Raw genomic sequence first — 19370 nt, forward strand, 5'->3', positions numbered from 1 at the left:
TCCTCCTACGCCGCCGCGCTCCAGTCCGGACGCACCGCGCCGGATACGCCATCGGCCGCGCCGTCCACGAGTTCGTGGACCAGCAGCCGCGCGGGATCGACCGGCCCCGGCATGGTGACGCCGGAGATGCGCTTGAATGCCGCGCGGGAGTAATAGGCCTCGTCGCCGACCAGCAGCACAAGGCGATGGCCCTGCGTCTTTGCCTCGGTGAGCGCCCGCGCCAGCAAGGCGCGGCCGACGCCGCGATCGCGGAACGGTGGCTCCACCGTCAGCGGACCGAGCAGCAGCGCCGGCGTATCGCCGATGCAGATCGGAAGCTGCCGCACCGAGCCGACCATCAGGGTGCCGATCCGCGCCGTGAACGACAGCGCCAGCAGATGATCGACGTGCTCGCGCAGACGATAGGCGCTGAGCACGTAACGGCCAGGGCCGAACGTGCGCTCGTGCAGGCGCTCGATGGCCTGCGCATCGTTCGGGGTTTCGGCCAGAATGGTGAGGGACAGATCGGTCATGATGGGCAGCGAATTAGCATCTGGCGGGAAGCCGGTCCATCGGGAAGCGACGGCTGGCGCTACAAAACGTAAGCGGCAAGCCCGGCCATGACAGTTTAGAATGGGTGGTTGGCGACCGCGCCCAATATCACCGTTCGCCCGCCGCCGGCTGCGACAGGTAGGCCAGCAGCTTCATTTCGCGGCGGCCGCGCGTCACCGTGTCCAGCACGAGGCCGGAGGACACCGACAGCATGGCGAGGATCATCAGACCCATCGACAGCACCGCAGTCGGCAGGCGCGGCACGATGCCCTGCTCGACATAGGTCACCACCACCGGAATGATCAGGATGATCGAGGCAAGCATCAGCAGCGCGCCGATGATGCTGAAAAAGCGCAGAGGCTTTTCCGAGCGATAGAGTTTGAGAATGGTGCCGAGAATGCGGAAGCCGTCACGCCAGGTGTTGAGCTTGCTGAACGAGCCTTCCGGGCGGGCATAATACGGCGTAGCCACCTCCGCGACCGGCAGCGCCAGTTCAAGCGCATGAACGCTGAGTTCGGTCTCGATCTCGAAACCGTCCGACAACACTGGAAACGATTTGACGAAGCGGCGCGAGAACACGCGATAACCGGACAGGATATCCTTGAACGCCTGGCCGAACACCGAGGCGAGAAAGCCGGTCAGCATCGCGTTGCCGGTGCGATGGCCGAGGCGATAGGCGGCGACATCCTGATCGACGCGCAGGCCGACCACCATGTCCAGATGATCGGTCATCAGCTTCTCGATCATGCCCCGCGCGCTCGGCGCGTCGTAAGTCGCGTCACCATCGACCAGCACGTAAACGTCCGCATCGATATCGGCGAACATTCGCCGAACGACATGGCCCTTGCCCTGACGGCGCTCGCTGCGAACCTGCGCACCCGCCTCGCGCGCGATCGCGATCGTGCCGTCCGATGAATTGTTGTCGTAAACGTAAATCGCAGCGTCGGGCAACGCGGCGCGGAAATCGGCAATCACTGTGCCGACCGCAGCTTCCTCATTGTAGCAAGGCACCAGCACGGCAACGCGCGGCCGGGCCGGCTGCGGCGCTGGGCGCTCCTCGCGCGCGAACGCATCGAGCGCCTCGGTCAAGCTCGCCAGATCGCCGCGCACGGGCTCGCGGCGGTCGTTCAGATGTCGGCTGAGATCGGGCGCGGCGCTCATCGATGGTCCCTGGACCAGTGTCGGATGACCGGGACCATAGGGCCCAAACCATGAACGATCTCTAACTCCAATCCTCGATTAACACCCGGTTCTGGAGGACTTCCTCAATCCTCAGCCGCGTCCCCCGCGTGGTATCGGGGGGCAGGCTGGCGACGTCGAAAAAACCGCAGGCGACGATTTCGTGGTTCGGCTTCGGCATCTGTTCCTGATACCAGTCGCGCACCACATAGACCGCGACGTGATCGCGCCGCGAAATTCTGCGGTTGAAGAACACGCCGTGGAGCTGCGGTGCGCCGGTCAGTTCGATGCCGCCCTCTTCTCTCAGCTCCCTCGCCACCGATTGCAGAAAGGTTTCGCCGGTCTCGACTCCGCCGCCGGGCAGATGCCAGCCGGGCGTATAGCTGTGCTTGACCAGGAACACGCGCCGGTCGCCGTCGTCGAGCACGACGGCGCGCGCGCCAAGCGTCATGCCGCGCGCGAACCGCGAATAGAAATGAAAGCAGCGGCGCAGGAGTGGTTCGCAGGCAGTGCGCCAGGCCGACGGGATCGTGATCAAGAATATCTCCAGCATGGTCGTGACAGCCGAATGAACGCGCGGATCGTCCTTGCATCATATCGGCCGTCTTGCCAAACATGTGCGATCGAAAACGACCAGACCATGGCAGGCACTGTGAAGCGATTCGCCGATCTCACCGAACGCGAAATCCTCGCGCTGGCGATTTCCAACGAGGAAGACGACAGCCGTATCTATCACGGATTCGCCGAAGGTCTCGGCGAGCAATACCCCGCCTCGGCGAAGGTCTTCTCCGAAATGGCCGCTGAGGAGGCCAGCCATCGCGGCATGCTGTTCAATCTCTATCGCGAGAAGTTCGGTGACGCGTTGCTACTGGTCCGGCGCGAGGACGTCACCGGCTTCATCAAACGCAAGCCGCTTTGGCTGACCCGCCCGCTCGGCCTTGCCGCTGTCCGCCGCTATACGGCTGACATGGAGAAGGAAGCGGAACTGTTTTACCGTAAAGCCGCCGAACATACCCGTGATGCCTCGATCCGCGAACTCCTGCTGCACCTCGCCGACGAGGAAATCAAACACGAGGTCCGCGCCAACGAACTTGCCGACACGTATCTAACCAAGGAAGCCATCGCCGCGGAGGACGAGACCCAGCGCCGCGCCTTCCTGCTGCAATACATTCAGCCCGGCCTCGTCGGCCTGATGGATGGTTCGGTGTCGACGCTGGCGCCGCTGTTCGCCGCCGCCTTCGCGACCCACAAACCATTCGAGACGTTTCTGGTCGGCCTCGCCGCCTCGGTCGGCGCCGGCATCTCGATGGGATTCGCCGAGGCGCTGTCGGACGACGGTGCGCTGACCGGGCGCGGCTCACCCTGGATTCGCGGCACGGTGTGCGGGCTGATGACGACGCTCGGCGGCCTTGGTCACACATTGCCGTATCTAATTCCCGATTTCTGGATCGCCACCGTGATCGCGGTCGCCGTCGTGGTGGTCGAACTGACGGTGATCTCGTGGATCCGCCATCGCTACATGGATACGCCGTGGCTGCAGGCAACATTTCAGATCGCGGTCGGCGGCACGCTGGTGTTTCTCGCGGGCATCCTGATCGGCAGCGCCTGACGATGACGTATCTCCTCGCCCACCTGTCCGACCCGCACCTCGGCCCGATGCCGGCGCCGCGTCCGATCGACCTCGTCGGCAAACGCGCGATCGGCTATCTCAACTGGCAACGCAAGCGCCACGCTATTCATCGCCGCGACGTGCTGGCGGCGCTGGTCGCCGACATGCACGCGCAGAAGCCCGACCACATCGCCGTCACCGGCGATCTGGTCAACGTCGCGCTGCCCGCCGAATTCATCGAGGCGCGTGCGTGGCTGGAAAGCGTCGGCATGCCGCACGACGTCTCGCTGGTACCGGGCAATCACGATGCCTACTCGCCAGGCGCGCGGCATCATTTCGCGGAAATGTGGGTGGACTATCTGCGCGGCGACCGCGGGCTCGGCAACGTGGCATCGTTCCCCTATGTCCGTCGCCGCGGGCCGCTGGCGCTGGTCGGCGTGTCGAGCGCGATCCCGACCGCGCCGTTCATGGCGACCGGCCGCCTCGGCCGCGCCCAACGTGACGCGCTCGATCGCGCGCTGGCGCAACTCGCCAACGACAACCTGTTTCGCATCCTGCTGATCCATCATCCGCTGCACACCGCGCCGGGGCGCTGGGCGGCGCGGCTGCGCGATGCCGGCGATATCCTCGACATCCTGTCGCGGCACGGTGTCGATCTGGTGCTGCACGGTCACGATCATCGTCACGCAACGGTGTGGTTCGACGGCTCGAATGGAAAAAAGATTCCGGCGATCGGCGTGCCGTCATCGTCGGTGGTCGCCGGCGGCCATCAGGATCCGGCGGCGTACAATCTGTTTGCCATCGAACGCGACGGCGCGGGCTGGCGCGTGATGCAAACCGTGCGCGGATTCACCAAGGACGACGTGAACAGCGTGACCGAGATCGAGAAGCGGATTCTGGTCTGATGCAGATTCCCATTCGATGTCATCATCGGGCTTGTCCCGGTGATCCCGCTTAGGCGGGCACAGTGCATCCCTAAGCGAGATGCCGGGACATAGGCGAGCGAAAGTAACGCCGGCCAAGACAAAAATAATATCTACATCCCGCGCAAGGCAGCGACCAGCGCGAAGCCGAACAGCGCCGCAAGCCCGGCGAAAAAGCCAAACGCAAACGTCCACAGCCGTGACGATTTCATCCTCGGCGCGGAGGCCGATGCAGCCGCCGGCACCGGCGTGACGATCATCGCCTGCTCGCGCTCGATCATACGCCGCGCGATGTAATCGGTGACGGCATCGACGATCACCGGCACGTCGTGCGATTCGGCCAGCACGATACGCCCGAACCGTGTGTCCTGGACGAAACGGTAGATGCGCTTGTCGCGCCCCATGGCAACATGGGACACGGCGTCGATCCACAGCCGCGGGGTGTCACCCCGGCTGATGCCACGATCGAACAGATCGACCTGGACAGGGATTTCCGCGAATAGCGGGTTCAGCGCGTCGTTCAGAATCTCGAGGCGGACTGTTTCGGCGTCGCGCAGATCGACCACCACGCCGGACCGGTCGGCCGCTTCGATTCGCGCCTTCCGCAGGGCATCGCGCAGCCGCACAGGGCTTTCCGCAGCCGCTGACTGACCTTCCGCATTGTGCTCCGACATCGTTTCCGCGCCTTTGTTGGGACCTGGTTAACCTATCAGTAACCGTAAGGTCCGCAAAGGGCTCCGGTTCCCGGCTCGGGAAAACAAAGCGGCCCCGTCCCGGATCGGGACAGGGCCGTTTAGTTGAGGCTTGGCGCGAACGCTTTCGCCTGGGAGTTATCAGGCGGAAATGCGCTGCGGTTCCTCGACGATCGAGAACCGCACGCTACCGCGATGACGGTTTTCCTCGGACACAACGCGCCATGCGTCCTCGGCTTCCTTGCGGGTTTTGAAGGGGCCCTGGACCTGGGCAGAGCCTTCCACGAGCTTGTGGAAGTTCATCGATCCAAACTCGCCGCCAATCACCCAGAAATTGCTGCCGCTCATTTAAGCCTCCTCGAGTTAGATTGAAGTGCAACAGATTTGTTGAGATTCGACCGTCAGCCGAACTGGTTCATCGTGTTGTGGGCGCCGCCCGCCTTCAGGGCCGCCTCACCAGCGAAGTATTCCTTGTGGTCATCGCCGATGTCGGAGCCAGCCATGTTCTGATGCTTCGCGCAGGCGATCCCTTGGCGGATTTCCGCACGCTGAACGTTCTTCACGTATCCGAGCATGCCCTGTTCGCCGAAGTATTCCCTCGCGAGATTATCGGTCGACAGCGCCGCCGTGTGATAGGTCGGCAACGTGATCAGATGGTGGAAGATGCCGGCGCGCTTCGCCGAATCCGCCTGGAAGGTCCGGATCAACTGATCGGCTTCGATCGCCAGCGGTGTCTCGTCGTATTCCACCTTCATGAGGTCGGCACGGTTGTACTTGCTGACGTCCTTGCCGGCCGCCTTCCACTCATCGAACACCTGCCAGCGGAAGTTCAGCGTCCAGTTGAACGACGGCGAGTTGTTGTAGGCGAGCTTCGCGTTCGGGATGACCTCGCGGACGCGATCCACCATCTCGGCGATCTGCGCGATGTTCGGCCGCTCCGTTTCGATCCACAGCAGGTCCGCGCCGTTCTGCAGCGAGGTGATGCTGTCGAGCACGCAGCGATCGACGCCGGTGCCGGAGCGGAACTGATACAGATTGCTCGGCAGGCGCTTCGGACGAAGCAGTTTGCCGTTGCGGCTGATGATGACATCGCCGTTGCCGACCTTGGTCGCGTCCACTTCTTGGCAATCGAGGAAGCTGTTGTACTGGTCGCCGAGGTCACCCGGCTTGTGGCTGACAGCGATCTGCTGCGTGAGGCCGGCGCCGAGCGAGTCGGTGCGGGTCACGATGATGCCGTCGTCCACGCCCATTTCGAGGAATGCGTGGCGGCAGGCGCGAATCTTCGCGAGGAAAACCTCGTGCGGCACAGTCACCTTGCCGTCCTGATGGCCGCACTGCTTTTCGTCGGACACCTGGTTTTCGATCTGCAGGGCGCAAGCGCCCGCTTCGATCATCTTCTTGGCGAGCAGGTAGGTTGCCTCCGCATTGCCGAAACCCGCGTCGATGTCGGCGATGACAGGCACGACGTGCGTCTGGAAATTGTCGACCTTCGCGATCAGCGCCGTTTCCTTGGCCTTGTCGCCGGCCTTACGGGCGGCGTCGATCTCGCGGAAGATGTCGTTGAGTTCGCGCGAATCCGCCTGACGCAGGAAGGTGTAAAGCTCTTCGATCAGCGCCGGCACCGAGGTCTTCTCGTGCATGGACTGATCCGGAAGCGGACCGAATTCGGAGCGCAGGGCGGCGATCATCCAGCCCGACAGATAGAGGTAGCGGCGGTCGGTCTTGCCACCAAAATGCTTCTTGATCGAGATCAGCTTCTGCTGGGCGATGAAACCATGCCAGCAACCCAATGACTGGGTGTACTTGGTGGGATCAGCATCGTACGCGGCCATATCGGCCCGCATCACGGCGGCCGTGTAGCGGGCGATGTCGAGGCCGGTCTTGAAGCGGTTCTGCAGGCGCATGCGCGCGACAGCTTCGGCGGTCACGCCGTTCCATGTGCCCTTGTCCTTGAGGAGGACTTCCGCCGCCTTGATTTCGCTCTGGTAGGAGGAAGGACCTTGGATCGCGTGGTCGGTGATGTTGCGCGTCTGGTAATTCATGCTAGTTCCAATCCACATTCGTGACATTGCGTTGCGAGAAACATGTCCAGAGTTAAACGCGACTGCCATATATTCGTACAGACGGCTTGTAATTGAATGATGATGTCATGTAACATCTATACTTGTAATAGATGTTAATTTGTAAATTTCGTAACAATCGGGCAACGGAGATGTTCCATGGCGTCCGATCCAGGGAAAAAGCTGTTCGTCGGCCCGCGTTTCCGGCGGATTCGCCAGCAACTCGGCCTGTCGCAGACCCAGATTGCCGAGGGACTCGGCATCTCGCCGAGCTACATCAACCTGATCGAGCGCAACCAGCGCCCGGTCACCGCGCAGATTCTGCTGCGGCTGGCTGAAACCTATGACCTCGATTTGCGCGATCTCGCCAGCGCCGACGAAGACCGCTTCTTCGCCGAACTGAACGAAATCTTTTCCGATCCGCTGTTTCGCCAGATCGATCTGCCGAAGCAGGAACTGCGCGATCTCGCTGAACTGTGCCCCGGGGTCACTCATTCGCTGCAACGGCTATATGCCGCCTACACCGAAGCGCGGCGCGGCGAGACCATGGTGGCGGCGCAGTTCGCCGACCGCGATGAGGGCGCAGGCGCGCGCTACGAGGCCAACCCGATCGAGCGGGTGCGCGACCTGATCGAGGCCAATCGCAACTATTTTCCCGAACTCGAAACTGCGGCGGAGGCGCTGCGCGACGAACTCGGCGTCACCACATCGCACGACCTGTTCGCGGCGTTGAGCGACCGGCTGCGCGAAAAACATTCCACCACCGTGCGCATCATGCCGGTGGACGTGATGCGCGAAACGCTGCGGCGCTGGGACCGGCATCGCCGTCAGGTGCTGATTTCCGAACTGGTCGACGGCTCCGGCCGCGTGTTCCAGCTCGCGATCCAGGTCGCGCTGGCGGAATGCGGACCGGTGATGGAAGGAATCGTCAATCGCGCCGGACCGCTCGACGACACGTCGCGGCGGCTCTACCGCATCACGCTGGCCAATTACTACGCCGCCGCAGTGATGATGCCCTACGTGCCTTTCCATTCCGCCGCCGAGGAACTCGGCTACGATCTGCAGGTACTCGGCCAGCGCTTCAATGTCGGCTTCGAGCAGGTGTGCCATCGCCTGACGACCTTGCAGCGGCCGAACGCGCGCGGCGTGCCGTTCTTCATGCTGCGCGTCGACAACGCCGGCAATGTGTCGAAGCGGTTTTCATCCGGCACGTTTCCGTTCTCGAAATTCGGCGGCACCTGCCCGCTGTGGAACGTGCACTCAACCTTCGACACCCCGGACCGCATGTTGCAGCAGGTGGTCGAACTGCCCGACGGCAGCCGCTATTTCTCGTTGGCGCAGATGGTGCGCCGGCCCGCCGCGCCCTATCCGCAGCCGCAGCCGCGCTTCGCCATCGGTTTGGGGTGTGAAATCCGTCATGCCGCCAAGCTGGTCTACGCGGCCGGGCTCGATCTGGAGAAGGCGCAAGGCACGCCGATCGGCGTCAACTGCCGCCTGTGCGAACGCGAGAATTGCAGCCAGCGCGCCGAACCGCCGCTGACCCGCACGCTGATCCTCGACGAGAACACGCGGCGCGTGACCTCGTTCGCGTTCAGCAATGCACGGGAGTTGTGAACCTCGCTGTCATGGCCGGGCTTGTTCCGGCCATCCCGATCAGGGGCGCACAGTGGACGACATAGAAACGAGCAGCACGCCCACGATTACCTAACGTTCATCCTCGCGGGCTTGACCCGGCAATCCATCCAAAGAAGACTCAGTTGCACTGATTTGATCGATGGCCGGGTCAAGCCCGGCCATGACAATGTGGAAAGACCTGGCACAATGTGGAGACACGGCGCGATAGCGCGTTTTTCAATCAAAAGACTCGCACTCGTCGCGGCCGCAGTCTCTCTCGCATCCTCCCCCGCCCTCGCGCAAAGCGGTGCGCGTTGTCACAACGGCATGAGCTTCGGACAGTTTCTCGGCAGCCTGAAGAACGACGCGCTCAAGGCCGGTGTGTCGCAACGCGCGATCGCCGAGGCGTTGCCCTCGATGGTTTACGATCAGGGCATCGTCAATCGCGACCGTGGCCAGCGCGTGTTCGGCCAGATATTCACACAGTTCGCCGGGCGCATGGCCTCGGAGTCGCGGCGGATACGCGGGCAGAAACTGATCAAGACTCACGCCCAGGCCTTCGCGCGCGCGGAGAAGGAGTACGGCGTGCCGCCTGCGGTGATCACCGCATTCTGGGCGCTGGAGAGTGACTTCGGCGCGGTGCAGGGCAAGCTGCCGACGCTGCGCTCGCTGGTGTCGTTGGCCTATGATTGCCGGCGCCCGCAGATGTTTCACGATGAAACCATCGCGGCACTGAAGATCATCGATCGCGGCGATCTGTCGCCGCACGAGATGATCGGCTCATGGGCCGGCGAGCTCGGTCAAACCCAGTTTCTGCCGCGCCACTACTTCGACTATGCCGTCGATTACGACGGCGACGGCCATCGCAACCTGCTGCGCAGCGCACCTGACGTCATCGGCTCGACCGCGAACTATCTCGCGACCGGGCTGAAATGGAAGCGCGGCCAGCCGTGGCTGCAGGAAATCCGTGTGCCTGCGGATCTGCCGTGGGACCAGACCGATCTCGCCATCAAGCATCCGCGATCGAAGTGGGCGGCATGGGGCGTAACGCTCGCCGACGGTCGGCCGCTGCCGAATGACAACCTGTCAGCCTCGGTGCTGCTGCCGATGGGCCGCCATGGTCCGGCGTTCCTGGCCTATCCGAACTTCGACGCCTACACCGAGTGGAACAACTCGCTGATCTACGCGACCACCGCCGCCTATCTCGCCACCCGCATTGCCGGCGCCGCGCCGATGCACAAACCCTCCCGGGACGTCGAGCAACTGCCGCACAATGAACTGCGCGAATTGCAGCAATTGCTCGCGCGCGCAGGTTATGACGTCGGCAAGATCGACGGCGTGTTGGGCCAGCAGACGCGGATCGCCGTGAAAGCGATGCAGGTCAAGTTCGGCCTGCCCGCCGATGCATGGCCCACCGCCGAATTGCTGGCACGGATGCGCGGCGGCGCGCGCTAACGCTGCGCCTTGCCGAAGGGCATTCACTGCAATGTGATCGCGCGGGATTTTATCGACCCGCCGATCAATCGCGATGCCGCAAGCGTGCCGACAGCACCTTTCCACCATCGAGAAAGCTGCCGGAAGAACGCTTGCTGCGCTGTTCCGGATATCGAATGAATCGTCCTACGCGAACGCGCATACGCTGTTTCGCGATGGCGGCCACCTCGGCGGCATTCAGCGCGGCGCATAGGCACAATGTGCAGGCGATGTCTTGTTTCGCGACCCAGAGTAACTTAAATGCACTTGCATTGAAATTCTCAACGGAAGCGAACCATGTCCGCATCGAAATTGTTTGATTCCTACAAGCTTGGCGCGATCACCCTTTCCAATCGCACGGTGATGGCGCCGCTGACGCGCAACCGCGCGATTGACGGGTTCGTGCCGAATCCCCTCGCCGTCGACTATTACGGCCAGCGCGCCTCCGCCGGATTATTGATTACCGAAGCGAGCCAGGTGTCGCAGCAGGGCCAGGGTTACCAGGACACCCCCGGCATCTACTCGAAGGAGCAGATCGCGGGCTGGCGCAAGGTGACGGATCGCGTTCACGAGCGCGGCGGCCACATCTATCTTCAGCTCTGGCATGTCGGCCGCATCTCCCACACCACGCTGCAACCGGATCATGGCGCGCCGGTCGCGCCATCCGCGGTGCGCGCCAACGGCAAGACCTTTGTCGGCGGGACCTTTGCCGATGTCTCCGAACCTCGCGCGCTGACGCTCGAGGAAATTCCCGGCATCATCGACAGCTTCAAGCGCGGCGCCGCCAACGCCATTGCCGCCGGCTTCGACGGCGTCGAAATCCACGGCGCCAACGGCTACCTGCTCGACCAGTTCGCCAAGGACGGCGCCAACAAGCGCACAGACGCCTATGGCGGCTCGATCGAGAACCGCGCACGGCTCATGCTTGAGGTCGCCCAGGCGGTTTCGGCCGAGGTCGGCGCAGCGCGTACCGGCATCCGCCTCTCGCCGGTGACGCCTGCCAACGACGTGTCCGACTCGAACCCGCAACCGCTGTTCGATCACATCGTCGATCGGCTCGATGCGCTCAAGCTGGTCTACATTCACGTCATCGAAGGCGCGACCGGCGGCCCCCGCGACATCGCGCCGTTCGACTACGCCAGCCTGCGCAAGCGCTTCAGCGGAACCTATATCGCGAACAACGGCTACGATCTCGCGCTGGCCGAAAAGGTGCTGGCGGCGAACGAGGCCGACCTGATCGCGTTCGGCAAGCTGTTCATTTCGAATCCCGATCTGGTGGAGCGGCTGAAGCGCGGCGCGGACCTGAACGCGCCCGACAAGGCAACGTTCTACGGCGGCGGCGCCAAGGGCTATACCGACTATCCCGTGCTGGCGTGATTGCCGGGAATAACCAAGCAAAAAGGCCGGGGAGCATCCCGGCCTTTTTCTTGAGCAACGTTGTTCTCGACAAGACTAGAAAATGTGCGGCCGGGCGCGATCAGGTCGCGGCAGGCGCGGAGGATTTGCCGGCCAGCAACTGGCGCGCCACGCGCTCGGCTTCGCGCGCGCTGCGAAACAACCGGCCCTCCAGCGGATTAAAACGCTGAGTCGCGGCGAAGAAACGGAACCCGGCCCTGTCGCGGACAACGATGCCCGCGGGTTCCGAACTAACCTCGATGATATAAGTGTCTGACATTGAACAAGACCTCAGCACCGGATTTCGTGGCGACTAACGCGGACGAGCCGAAAAGGTTTCAGCCCCACCGCTCGGCTCTGTAGCTGCTTCGCGCGACAGATTTACAACCGGTGTCCCTGCAAATCGCGGACCAGCGATAACCCCCGCAAAAGACGCCAATTCCAGCCAGATCAAAGGCAAATCCCGCAGCGATGCGCAACGTGACATTGACATGAAGGGCGCGGCGCATAACATAAGCACTGTTCCGAGGGGGGCTCCTGCATTGGAGCTGAGATACCGCATATTCGCAGTCGCGAGAGCGCGGTGACCCTTTGAACCTGATCCGGGTCATGCCGGCGAAGGGACAGGGATGTATCAGGATAAGGCGTCTCCGCGAGGAGAGATTTCCGTTAGCGTTGTCGGTGCAGGCGTTGCCGGCAGCTGGCATGCTTTGCTGTTCGCGCGGGCCGGCTTTGCCGTGACGCTGTACGAACGCGACACCACCGCGATGACGCTCGCCACCAGCCACTGGGCCGGCGGCATGCTCGCGCCCCACTGCGAAGCCGAGGATTCCGAGCCGGTGATTCCGCGGCTCGGCGTGCGTTCGCTCGATCTGTGGCGCGAAGCGTTGCCGGAAACGCCGTTCAACGGATCGCTGGTCGTCTCTCATCCGCGCGACCGCAATGATTTCGACCGCTTCGCCCGGCTCGCGCCCGAACATCGCCGCCTCGGCGCGGAGGACATCGCGCAGCTTGAACCGTCGCTCGATGGCCGCTTCCGCGAAGGCCTGTTCTTCCCGACCGAAGGCCATGTCGAGCCGCGTCGCGTGCTGCCGCAACTTCACCGCCAGATCACCGCCTCAGGTGCGACGATCCGTTTTGAGAGTGAACGCGAGCCGCATGACCTTGCGCGCGACACCGGCGGCATCGTGATCGACTGCCGCGGCCTCGCTGCGCGCGACGCGTTTCCCGATCTGCGCCCGGTCAGGGGTGAAATGGTGATCGTCGAAACCGACGAGGTGAAATTGTCGCGCCCGGTGCGGCTGATCCATCCGCGCTGGCCGCTTTACATCATTCCGCGTGACGACAACCGCTTCATGATCGGCGCGACCTCGATTGAGAGCGGGGATCGCGGCGTCAGCGTGCGCTCGGCGCTCGAACTGCTCAGCGCCGCTTATGCCGTGCATTCGGCATTCGGCGAAGCGCGCATCCTTGAGATCGGCGCGGGGCTGCGTCCGGCACTTCCCGACAACCTGCCGCGCATCGCCATCGACGACAAACGAATTTCCGTGAACGGACTTTATCGCCACGGCTTCCTGCTGGCGCCCGCGCTGGCGGAACTGACGCTGAACTATGTCCGGCGCGGCGAGATCGACAATGAGGTGATGCAATGTTCCTGATCGTCAACGGCGAGCGAAAGGAAATCCAGGCGACGCGCGTCGATGCCCTGCTGGCGGAACTCGACTACGAAGGCACCCATCTGGCGGTGGCGGTGAACTACGACGTCGTGCCGCGCGCGCGCTGGGCCGACACCGTGCTCAACGACAATGACGCGGTGGAAATCCTCACGCCACGGCAGGGAGGGTGAGCATGAGTACTTGCCTGTCGTACCGGCGAACGCCGGGACCTGTAACCACGAGCCTCTCCTGTAACAACGGGCGTCTGTCATCGTGCCTCTCTGTGAACTCAGGGTGTATGGATCCCGGCTCGCGATCGCTTCGCTCACTTGGCCGGGACGGCGAGTGGAGAGGTCCATGCTGAAATTCTACGACAAGGAATTCTCCTCACGCCTGCTGATCGGCAGCGCGCTCTATCCGTCGCCGAAGATCATGCAGGATGCGATCCGCGCCTCCGGCAGCGAGATCGTCACCGTGTCGGTGCGCCGCGAAAGCGCGGGCGGCAAGACCGGCGACCAGTTCTGGTCGCTGATCCGCGAACTCGGCGTGACGGTGCTGCCCAACACCGCGGGCTGCAAGAGCGTGCGCGAAGCCGTGACCACGGCGAAGCTGGCGCGCGAACTGTTCGGCACCTCATGGGTAAAGCTCGAAGTGATCGCCGACGACGAGACGCTGCAGCCTGATGTGGTGGGTCTGGTTGAAGCGGCCGGAATCCTGATCAAGGACGGATTCGAGGTGTTTCCCTATTGCACCGAGGATCTCAGCGTCGCGCAGCGTCTGGTCGATGCCGGCTGCCGCGTGGTGATGCCATGGGCATCACCGATCGGCAGCGCACGCGGCATCGTCAACCGCGATGCGCTGAAACTTCTGCGCGCCCGCCTGCCCGACATCGCGCTGGTGGTCGACGCCGGCATCGGCGCGCCGTCTCATGCCGCCGCGGCGCTCGAACTCGGTTTCGACGCCGTCCTGCTCAACACCGCTATCGCCAAGGCCGACGATCCGGTGGCGATGGCCAACGCCTTCCGCCTCGCCATCGAAGCCGGGCGCGCCGGTTATACCGCGGGCCTGATGCAGGCGCGCGATTTCGCTTCTCCGTCCACCCCTGTTGTTGGGACACCGTTCTGGCATGCCGTATCCTGATCGTTTCTATCCTGTCGTCGACAGCATTGCGTGGGTCGCGCGCCTGACCAGGCTCGGCGTCGGCACCGTGCAGTTGCGCGCGAAAGACCTCGATGACGCCACTGCGTTGAAACTGGTGCGCGATGCGCTCGCCGTCGTCCGGGGCACACCGACAAAGCTCGTGGTCAACGATTACTGGCGCGCCGCCATCGCGGCCGACGCCGAGCATCTGCACCTCGGCCAGGAAGACCTCGACACCGCCGACGTGGCGGCCATCCGCCGCGCCGGACTGACGCTGGGCATCTCGACCCATGACGAGGACGAACTGGACAACGCCCTGGCTTATCAGCCCGACTACATCGCGCTCGGCCCGATCTACGAGACTACGCTCAAGAAGATGCGTTTCGCCCCGCAAGGCATCGAGCGCATCACGGCGTGGAAAATCCTGATCGGCGCGACCCCATTGGTCGCGATCGGCGGCATCAAGCTCGAACAGGCCGCCGATATTTACGCCGCCGGCGCCGACTCCATCGCGGTCGTGAGCGACATCACCCAGAACGCCGATCCCGATGCGCGGGTGCGTGCCTGGCTGCAGACGCAACAGCAGGCGGCATAGGACGATCACCATGCAGACTTCCATTTTCCTCGCGAGACTGATCGGACCGGTGATGACCATCGTCGGCCTCGCTGTACTGTTCAACCAGCGCGGCTTCCGCGATCTCGCAAAGGAATTCGTCGAGAGCCGCGCGCTGATCTTCCTCAGCGGCCTCATCATTCTGCCGGCAGGCGTCGCGATCATTCTGGTCCACAATATCTGGGCCGCCGACGGCCGGCTGATGATCACGCTGTTCGGCTGGATCGTCGCAATTACCAGCGCCATTCGCGTGCTCGCCCCGCAATTCGTGATGACGCGCGGCCGCGCCATGGCGCAGCGGCCGCAAATGCCCTGGATCGCCGGCGGCGTCTGGACCGTCGCCGGACTTCTTTTCTGTCTTTTTGGATATCGCTGAACCCGAACGGGAGTAACGCCATGAACAAGCCTGTCGCAACCGCCGACCTGAAACCCGCCGTCACCACCGGCGGCCTGCCGTCGTCGCGCAAGATTTTTGCCACGCCCGACGCCGCGCCCGACCTGCGCGTGCCGCTGCGCGAAATCATCCTCTCGCCCGAGGCGAAAGAGCCGAACCTTCCGGTCTATGACACGTCGGGGCCGTACACCGATCCGAACGTCATCATCGACGTCAACGCCGGTCTTTCCCGCACCCGCATTGCATGGGTGAAGGAGCGCCGCGGCGTCGAGGAATATGAGGGCCGCGAGATCAAGGCCGAGGACAACGGCAATGTCGGCGCCAAGCACGCCGCCGCCGCATTCAAGGCGCACCACAAGCCGCTACGCGGTGTCGGCGATGCGCCGATCACCCAGCTTGAATTCGCCCGCGCCGGCATCATCACCAAGGAGATGATCTACGTCGCCGAGCGCGAGAACCTCGGCCGCAAGCAGCAACTGGAGCGCGCCGAAGCCGCGCTCGCGGACGGCGAATCCTTCGGCGCCGAAGTGCCGGCGTTCATCACTCCGGAATTCGTGCGCAGCGAGATCGCGCGCGGCCGCGCGATCATCCCCTGCAACATCAACCACGCCGAGCTGGAGCCGATGATCATCGGCCGCAACTTCCTGACCAAGATCAACGCCAACATCGGTAACAGCGCCGTCACCTCGTCGGTCGAGGAGGAGGTCGACAAGATGGTGTGGGCGATCCGCTGGGGCGCCGACACCGTGATGGATCTCTCCACCGGCCGCAACATCCACACCACCCGCGAGTGGATCCTGCGCAACGCGCCGATCCCGATCGGCACCGTGCCGATCTATCAGGCGCTGGAGAAGTGCGACGGCGATCCGGTCAAGCTGACCTGGGAGCTTTATCGCGACACGCTGGTCGAGCAGTGCGAACAGGGCGTCGACTACTTCACCATCCACGCCGGCGTGCGCCTGCCCTACATCCACCTCACCGCCAATCGCGTCACCGGCATCGTGTCGCGCGGCGGCTCGATCATGGCGAAGTGGTGCCTCGCCCATCACAAGGAGAGCTTCCTCTACACCCACTTCGAGGAAATTTGCGACCTGATGCGCAAATACGACGTGTCGTTCTCATTGGGCGATGGCCTGCGCCCCGGCTCGATCGCCGACGCCAATGACCGCGCGCAGTTCGCCGAACTCGAGACGCTGGGCGAACTCACCAAGATCGCCTGGGACAAGGGCTGTCAGGTGATGATCGAAGGCCCCGGCCATGTGCCGATGCACAAGATCAAGATCAACATGGACAAGCAGCTCAAGGAATGCGGCGAAGCCCCGTTCTACACCCTCGGGCCGCTGACCACCGACATCGCGCCGGGCTACGACCACATCACCTCCGGCATCGGCGCCGCGATGATCGGCTGGTTCGGCTGCGCGATGCTGTGTTACGTGACGCCGAAGGAGCATCTTGGTTTGCCGAACCGCGACGACGTCAAGGTCGGCGTCATCACTTACAAGATCGCGGCGCATGCCTCCGATCTCGCCAAGGGCCACCCGGCGGCGCAGCTACGTGACGACGCATTGAGCCGCGCACGCTTCGACTTCCGGTGGCAGGACCAGTTCAACCTCGGACTCGATCCGGACACCGCGCTCGCCTTCCACGACGAGACGCTGCCGAAGGACGCGCACAAGGTGGCGCATTTCTGCTCGATGTGCGGGCCGAAATTCTGTTCGATGAAAATCACGCAGGACGTCCGCGAATACGCGGCAACGCTGAACGATCCGAATGCAATCGGCATGACGATGAGCGGCGTGATCGAGGACGGCATGGCGCAGATGAGCGAGAAGTTCGTCAAGATGGGCGGCAACGTCTATGTCGACGCGGATGCGGTGAAAGACAGCAACAAGGCGTTGTGACGCCCCGCTCAAATCGTCATACCCGCGCTCATCGCGGGCATCCATCTAAAGTGCAGAAAGGCCGGGCCAACGCCCGGCCTTTTCGTCGCGCCCGCGACGCATGCGCGCCGGCAATCCGTCCTCCCCACGATTGACGATGACCATCCTGCGGATTTTACTCACGTCCAATCCCGGCTACGCTTGCTCCATGCATCAGGACAGGAGCGCAGCAACATGATCGAGCAGGTTGGATGAAAGAACATCGAATTTACGCAATGAGCTTCGCAAGCGTCTATCCGCTTTATGTCGCCAAGGCGGAGAAAAAAGGACGCACGAAAAAGGAAGTCGATGACATCATTCGCTGGCTGACCGGCTACAGCCAGAAAGGCCTGGAAGCCCAATTGAAGAAACAAACCAACTTCGAGACTTTCTTTGCGCAAGCCCCTCAACTGAATTCGTCGCGCGGCTTGATCAACGGCGTGATCTGCGGTGTCCGGGTGGAGGAGATCAAGGAGCCGTTGATGCAGGAAATCCGCTACCTGGATAAATTGATCGACGAACTGGCGAAGGGGAAGGCCATGGAGACGATTCTGCGGGAGTGAGTTCTTCGGTTGCCGGTGGAGCGTTCGAGCTTTGCCGCCGCCCGATTGCAGTCCTGCGCTTGCTACCCTCGCCCGCCGTAAGATAGACGCCGTGTCCGCTCCCCAAGCCGTCACAATATTCCTCGTAAAACCCGCATATTTACAAGTCAGCGAAACGTCCGGCATCATGGCCGTCGACGGCATGAACCTGGCGCGCCAGTGACGCGACCCATGCATAGGTCATGACGGGAGGCACTTGTGAACCGATTGCAGCATTTCATTCTTGTCGCAGTCGCGACTGCTCTGGGCGTCCATACCGTTCCGGATCCGGCTGCAGCACAGGTCAAGCCGGAGGTCGAGAAAATCAACGCCTACGTCGGCTGCATCAACCGCCTGTCGGCCCGCGCCTATGAGTCCCGCGCTCGCTATTTCAGCTGGGCCAGGAAAACCGGGCCGACCGGCAAGGAGCGGATTATCTACGGCACCTATACCATCTACGACACGTCGGACTGCCGCAAGAAGGTCGAGAAAGCCAATGCGCTGGAGCCGCGCGACGCCGAACTCGAAGCGGCCGCTTCGGCCTATGCGGACGCCGTGTCCAAGCTCGAACCGCTGCTCAAGGAAGCCGACGATTATTACACGCAGGAGAACTACAAGGACGACAGAATGGCCAAGGGCAAGGCTCTGCATCCGCGCCTTGTTGCTGCGTGGGATGCCTTCGCCGGCGCTGACAAGAAGCTGCGCGCCGGCGTCGAAGTCGTCAACGACAAGCGCGCGGCGGCACAGCTGGCCGAGATCGAGAACAAGGAAGGCCGTAAGGTGCGTTATCACGTCGAGGCCTTGATGATTCAGGCCAAGCGCGTGCTGCGCGCGCAGGACACCGACAAGCCCGATATCGCCGTGATCACGCAGGCGCTGAGCGACTATGAATCTGCGGTCAAGGCGGCCGAGGAAGCGTCGGGCAAGGACGGCGACGTCAAGATCGGCTCGATTTTCCTGAGCGGCGCCAAATCCTATCTGACGACAGCGAAGCAGCTGATGCGCCGCGTCCGCGACAAAACTCCGTACAGCCAGGGCGACAAGATGATGCTCAATGCGGGGAGCGGCTGGATGGTGGAAGGCTCGCCACAGCGGCTGCTGCGCGACTACAATCAATTGATCGACGGCTATAACCGGGGCGCCAGAATCTAGCCGCTGTCACCAGCACCACACCGGCCAACGCGGAAGGATCTTACGCCATGCCCATCACACACTTCGCCCCCCGCCCGGCATCAAAGCCCCGCCGCTGTCGTTTGCCGCACGTACCGGCGACCTGCTGTTCATCTCCGGCATTCCGGGTTTCGACAGCAACGGCGCATTGCCGGAGGGTTTCGAAGCGCAGTTCGCAAATGTCGTCATCAACTTCACGCGCGTGCTGACGCAAGCCGGCGCAACGATGCGTCATCTCGTCAAGGTCAATGTGCTGCTGACGCGCGCATCCGACGTCACCACCATGAACCGCCTCTATGCCGAGGCGTTCGGCCCCGCGCCCTATCCCGCGCGCACCACCTGCGTGGTGCAGGCGTTGCCAAATCCCCAAATGCTGATCGAGATCGAGGGCGTCGCTTCGCTGGCGGGATAACGATAAAATC

General features: G+C 63.1%; 21 protein-coding genes, 1 pseudogene and 1 riboswitch. Of the genes and pseudogenes, 14 read left to right on the top strand and 8 right to left on the bottom strand.

Annotated elements, in window-relative coordinates; all coding sequences use genetic code 11:
* Positions 1-5: 5 nt before the first annotated feature.
* From ASC80_RS11565 to ASC80_RS11575, 3 genes are all read right to left on the bottom strand, one after another.
* On the bottom strand, positions 6-512 hold the full coding sequence (locus ASC80_RS11565) for a GNAT family N-acetyltransferase (RefSeq protein ID WP_056296986.1): 507 nt from the start codon (positions 510-512) through the stop codon (positions 6-8).
* A gap of 127 nt (positions 513-639) precedes the next feature.
* Complete coding sequence (locus ASC80_RS11570) at positions 640-1692, bottom strand: glycosyltransferase family 2 protein (RefSeq protein WP_082512530.1); 1053 nt, start codon at positions 1690-1692, stop codon at positions 640-642.
* A gap of 61 nt (positions 1693-1753) precedes the next feature.
* Entirely contained in the window at positions 1754-2263 is a 510-nt protein-coding gene (locus ASC80_RS11575) for an NUDIX domain-containing protein (RefSeq protein WP_056296991.1), read from the bottom strand.
* 99 nt (positions 2264-2362) lie between these two features.
* Here ASC80_RS11575 and mbfA point away from each other — a divergent pair, with 99 nt between their 5' ends.
* Together mbfA and ASC80_RS11585 are read left to right on the top strand one after the other, a co-directional pair.
* A complete protein-coding gene (gene mbfA, locus ASC80_RS11580) occupies positions 2363-3319 on the top strand; it encodes an iron exporter MbfA (RefSeq protein ID WP_056298792.1) in 957 nt (318 codons plus the stop codon).
* Positions 3320-3321: 2 nt separating this feature from the next.
* The gene (locus ASC80_RS11585; protein ID WP_056296994.1) at positions 3322-4224 is read left to right on the top strand and encodes a metallophosphoesterase family protein; all 903 of its coding nucleotides are present in this window, start codon (positions 3322-3324) and stop codon (positions 4222-4224) included.
* A gap of 131 nt (positions 4225-4355) precedes the next feature.
* Here the strand turns inward: ASC80_RS11585 and ASC80_RS11590 are convergent, their stop codons facing one another.
* The 3 genes from ASC80_RS11590 to ASC80_RS11600 all read right to left on the bottom strand — a co-directional run bounded on the left by ASC80_RS11590 (position 4356) and on the right by ASC80_RS11600 (position 6976).
* A complete protein-coding gene (locus ASC80_RS11590) occupies positions 4356-4916 on the bottom strand; it encodes a hypothetical protein (protein WP_056296996.1) in 561 nt (186 codons plus the stop codon).
* 159 nt (positions 4917-5075) lie between these two features.
* Entirely contained in the window at positions 5076-5282 is a 207-nt protein-coding gene (locus ASC80_RS11595; RefSeq protein ID WP_056296998.1) for a DUF4170 domain-containing protein, read from the bottom strand.
* A gap of 53 nt (positions 5283-5335) precedes the next feature.
* Complete coding sequence (locus tag ASC80_RS11600; protein ID WP_056297000.1) at positions 5336-6976, bottom strand: isocitrate lyase; 1641 nt, start codon at positions 6974-6976, stop codon at positions 5336-5338.
* Positions 6977-7153: 177 nt separating this feature from the next.
* On the opposite strand from ASC80_RS11600, the gene ASC80_RS11605 reads away from it, so the two are divergent.
* Both ASC80_RS11605 and ASC80_RS11610 read left to right on the top strand, forming a co-directional pair.
* A complete protein-coding gene (locus ASC80_RS11605) occupies positions 7154-8608 on the top strand; it encodes a helix-turn-helix domain-containing protein (RefSeq protein WP_056297002.1) in 1455 nt (484 codons plus the stop codon).
* Between the two features lie 207 nt (positions 8609-8815).
* Positions 8816-10063, top strand: a complete 1248-nt coding sequence (locus tag ASC80_RS11610; protein WP_056298795.1) for a lytic murein transglycosylase — start codon at positions 8816-8818, stop codon at positions 10061-10063.
* A 64-nt stretch (positions 10064-10127) separates the two neighbouring features.
* On the opposite strand, the gene ASC80_RS23710 is transcribed toward ASC80_RS11610, so the two are convergent.
* Positions 10128-10388 carry a hypothetical protein gene (locus ASC80_RS23710; protein WP_156464364.1) on the bottom strand — a complete coding sequence of 87 codons (261 nt, stop codon included), beginning with the start codon at positions 10386-10388 and terminating at the stop codon, positions 10128-10130.
* Between ASC80_RS23710 and ASC80_RS11615 the strand changes: the two genes are divergently transcribed.
* Positions 10379-11458 carry an alkene reductase gene (locus tag ASC80_RS11615; protein ID WP_056297005.1) on the top strand — a complete coding sequence of 360 codons (1080 nt, stop codon included), beginning with the start codon at positions 10379-10381 and terminating at the stop codon, positions 11456-11458. The genes ASC80_RS23710 and ASC80_RS11615 overlap by 10 nt on opposite strands.
* 100 nt (positions 11459-11558) lie before the next feature.
* Here ASC80_RS11615 and ASC80_RS11620 read toward each other — a convergent pair whose 3' ends face one another.
* A complete protein-coding gene (locus tag ASC80_RS11620) occupies positions 11559-11756 on the bottom strand; it encodes a hypothetical protein (RefSeq protein ID WP_056297007.1) in 198 nt (65 codons plus the stop codon).
* A gap of 237 nt (positions 11757-11993) precedes the next feature.
* Positions 11994-12118: riboswitch (TPP riboswitch) on the top strand.
* Here ASC80_RS11620 and ASC80_RS11625 point away from each other — a divergent pair.
* From ASC80_RS11625 to ASC80_RS11665, 9 genes and pseudogenes are all read left to right on the top strand, one after another.
* Positions 12106-13134 carry an FAD-dependent oxidoreductase gene (locus ASC80_RS11625; protein ID WP_056297011.1) on the top strand — a complete coding sequence of 343 codons (1029 nt, stop codon included), beginning with the start codon at positions 12106-12108 and terminating at the stop codon, positions 13132-13134. Its footprint overlaps the riboswitch before it by 13 nt.
* Positions 13125-13322 carry a sulfur carrier protein ThiS gene (thiS, locus tag ASC80_RS11630; protein WP_056297014.1) on the top strand — a complete coding sequence of 66 codons (198 nt, stop codon included), beginning with the start codon at positions 13125-13127 and terminating at the stop codon, positions 13320-13322. Before ASC80_RS11625 ends, thiS begins: the two co-directional genes overlap by 10 nt.
* Positions 13323-13488: 166 nt before the next feature.
* Entirely contained in the window at positions 13489-14271 is a 783-nt protein-coding gene (locus ASC80_RS11635; protein ID WP_056297018.1) for a thiazole synthase, read from the top strand.
* Positions 14258-14866 (top strand): thiamine phosphate synthase, encoded by a 609-nt coding sequence (locus tag ASC80_RS11640; protein WP_056297023.1) that lies wholly within the window; start codon positions 14258-14260, stop codon positions 14864-14866. Before ASC80_RS11635 ends, ASC80_RS11640 begins: the two co-directional genes overlap by 14 nt.
* A 10-nt stretch (positions 14867-14876) precedes the next feature.
* Positions 14877-15260, top strand: a complete 384-nt coding sequence (locus tag ASC80_RS11645) for a hypothetical protein (RefSeq protein ID WP_056297026.1) — start codon at positions 14877-14879, stop codon at positions 15258-15260.
* A gap of 20 nt (positions 15261-15280) precedes the next feature.
* On the top strand, positions 15281-17179 hold the full coding sequence (gene thiC, locus ASC80_RS11650; RefSeq protein ID WP_056297029.1) for a phosphomethylpyrimidine synthase ThiC: 1899 nt from the start codon (positions 15281-15283) through the stop codon (positions 17177-17179).
* 230 nt (positions 17180-17409) lie between these two features.
* Positions 17410-17760: a DUF2200 domain-containing protein gene (locus tag ASC80_RS11655; RefSeq protein ID WP_056297030.1), complete on the top strand. Its 351-nt coding sequence runs from the start codon at positions 17410-17412 to the stop codon at positions 17758-17760.
* Between the two features lie 282 nt (positions 17761-18042).
* Complete coding sequence (locus ASC80_RS11660) at positions 18043-18930, top strand: YiiG family protein (RefSeq protein WP_056298798.1); 888 nt, start codon at positions 18043-18045, stop codon at positions 18928-18930.
* Positions 18931-18977: 47 nt separating this feature from the next.
* A pseudogene (locus ASC80_RS11665) lies at positions 18978-19360 on the top strand (RidA family protein).
* Positions 19361-19370 lie beyond the last annotated feature (10 nt).

It is taken from the genome of Afipia sp. Root123D2 (assembly GCF_001425835.1).
Classification (GTDB): domain Bacteria; phylum Pseudomonadota; class Alphaproteobacteria; order Rhizobiales; family Xanthobacteraceae; genus Afipia.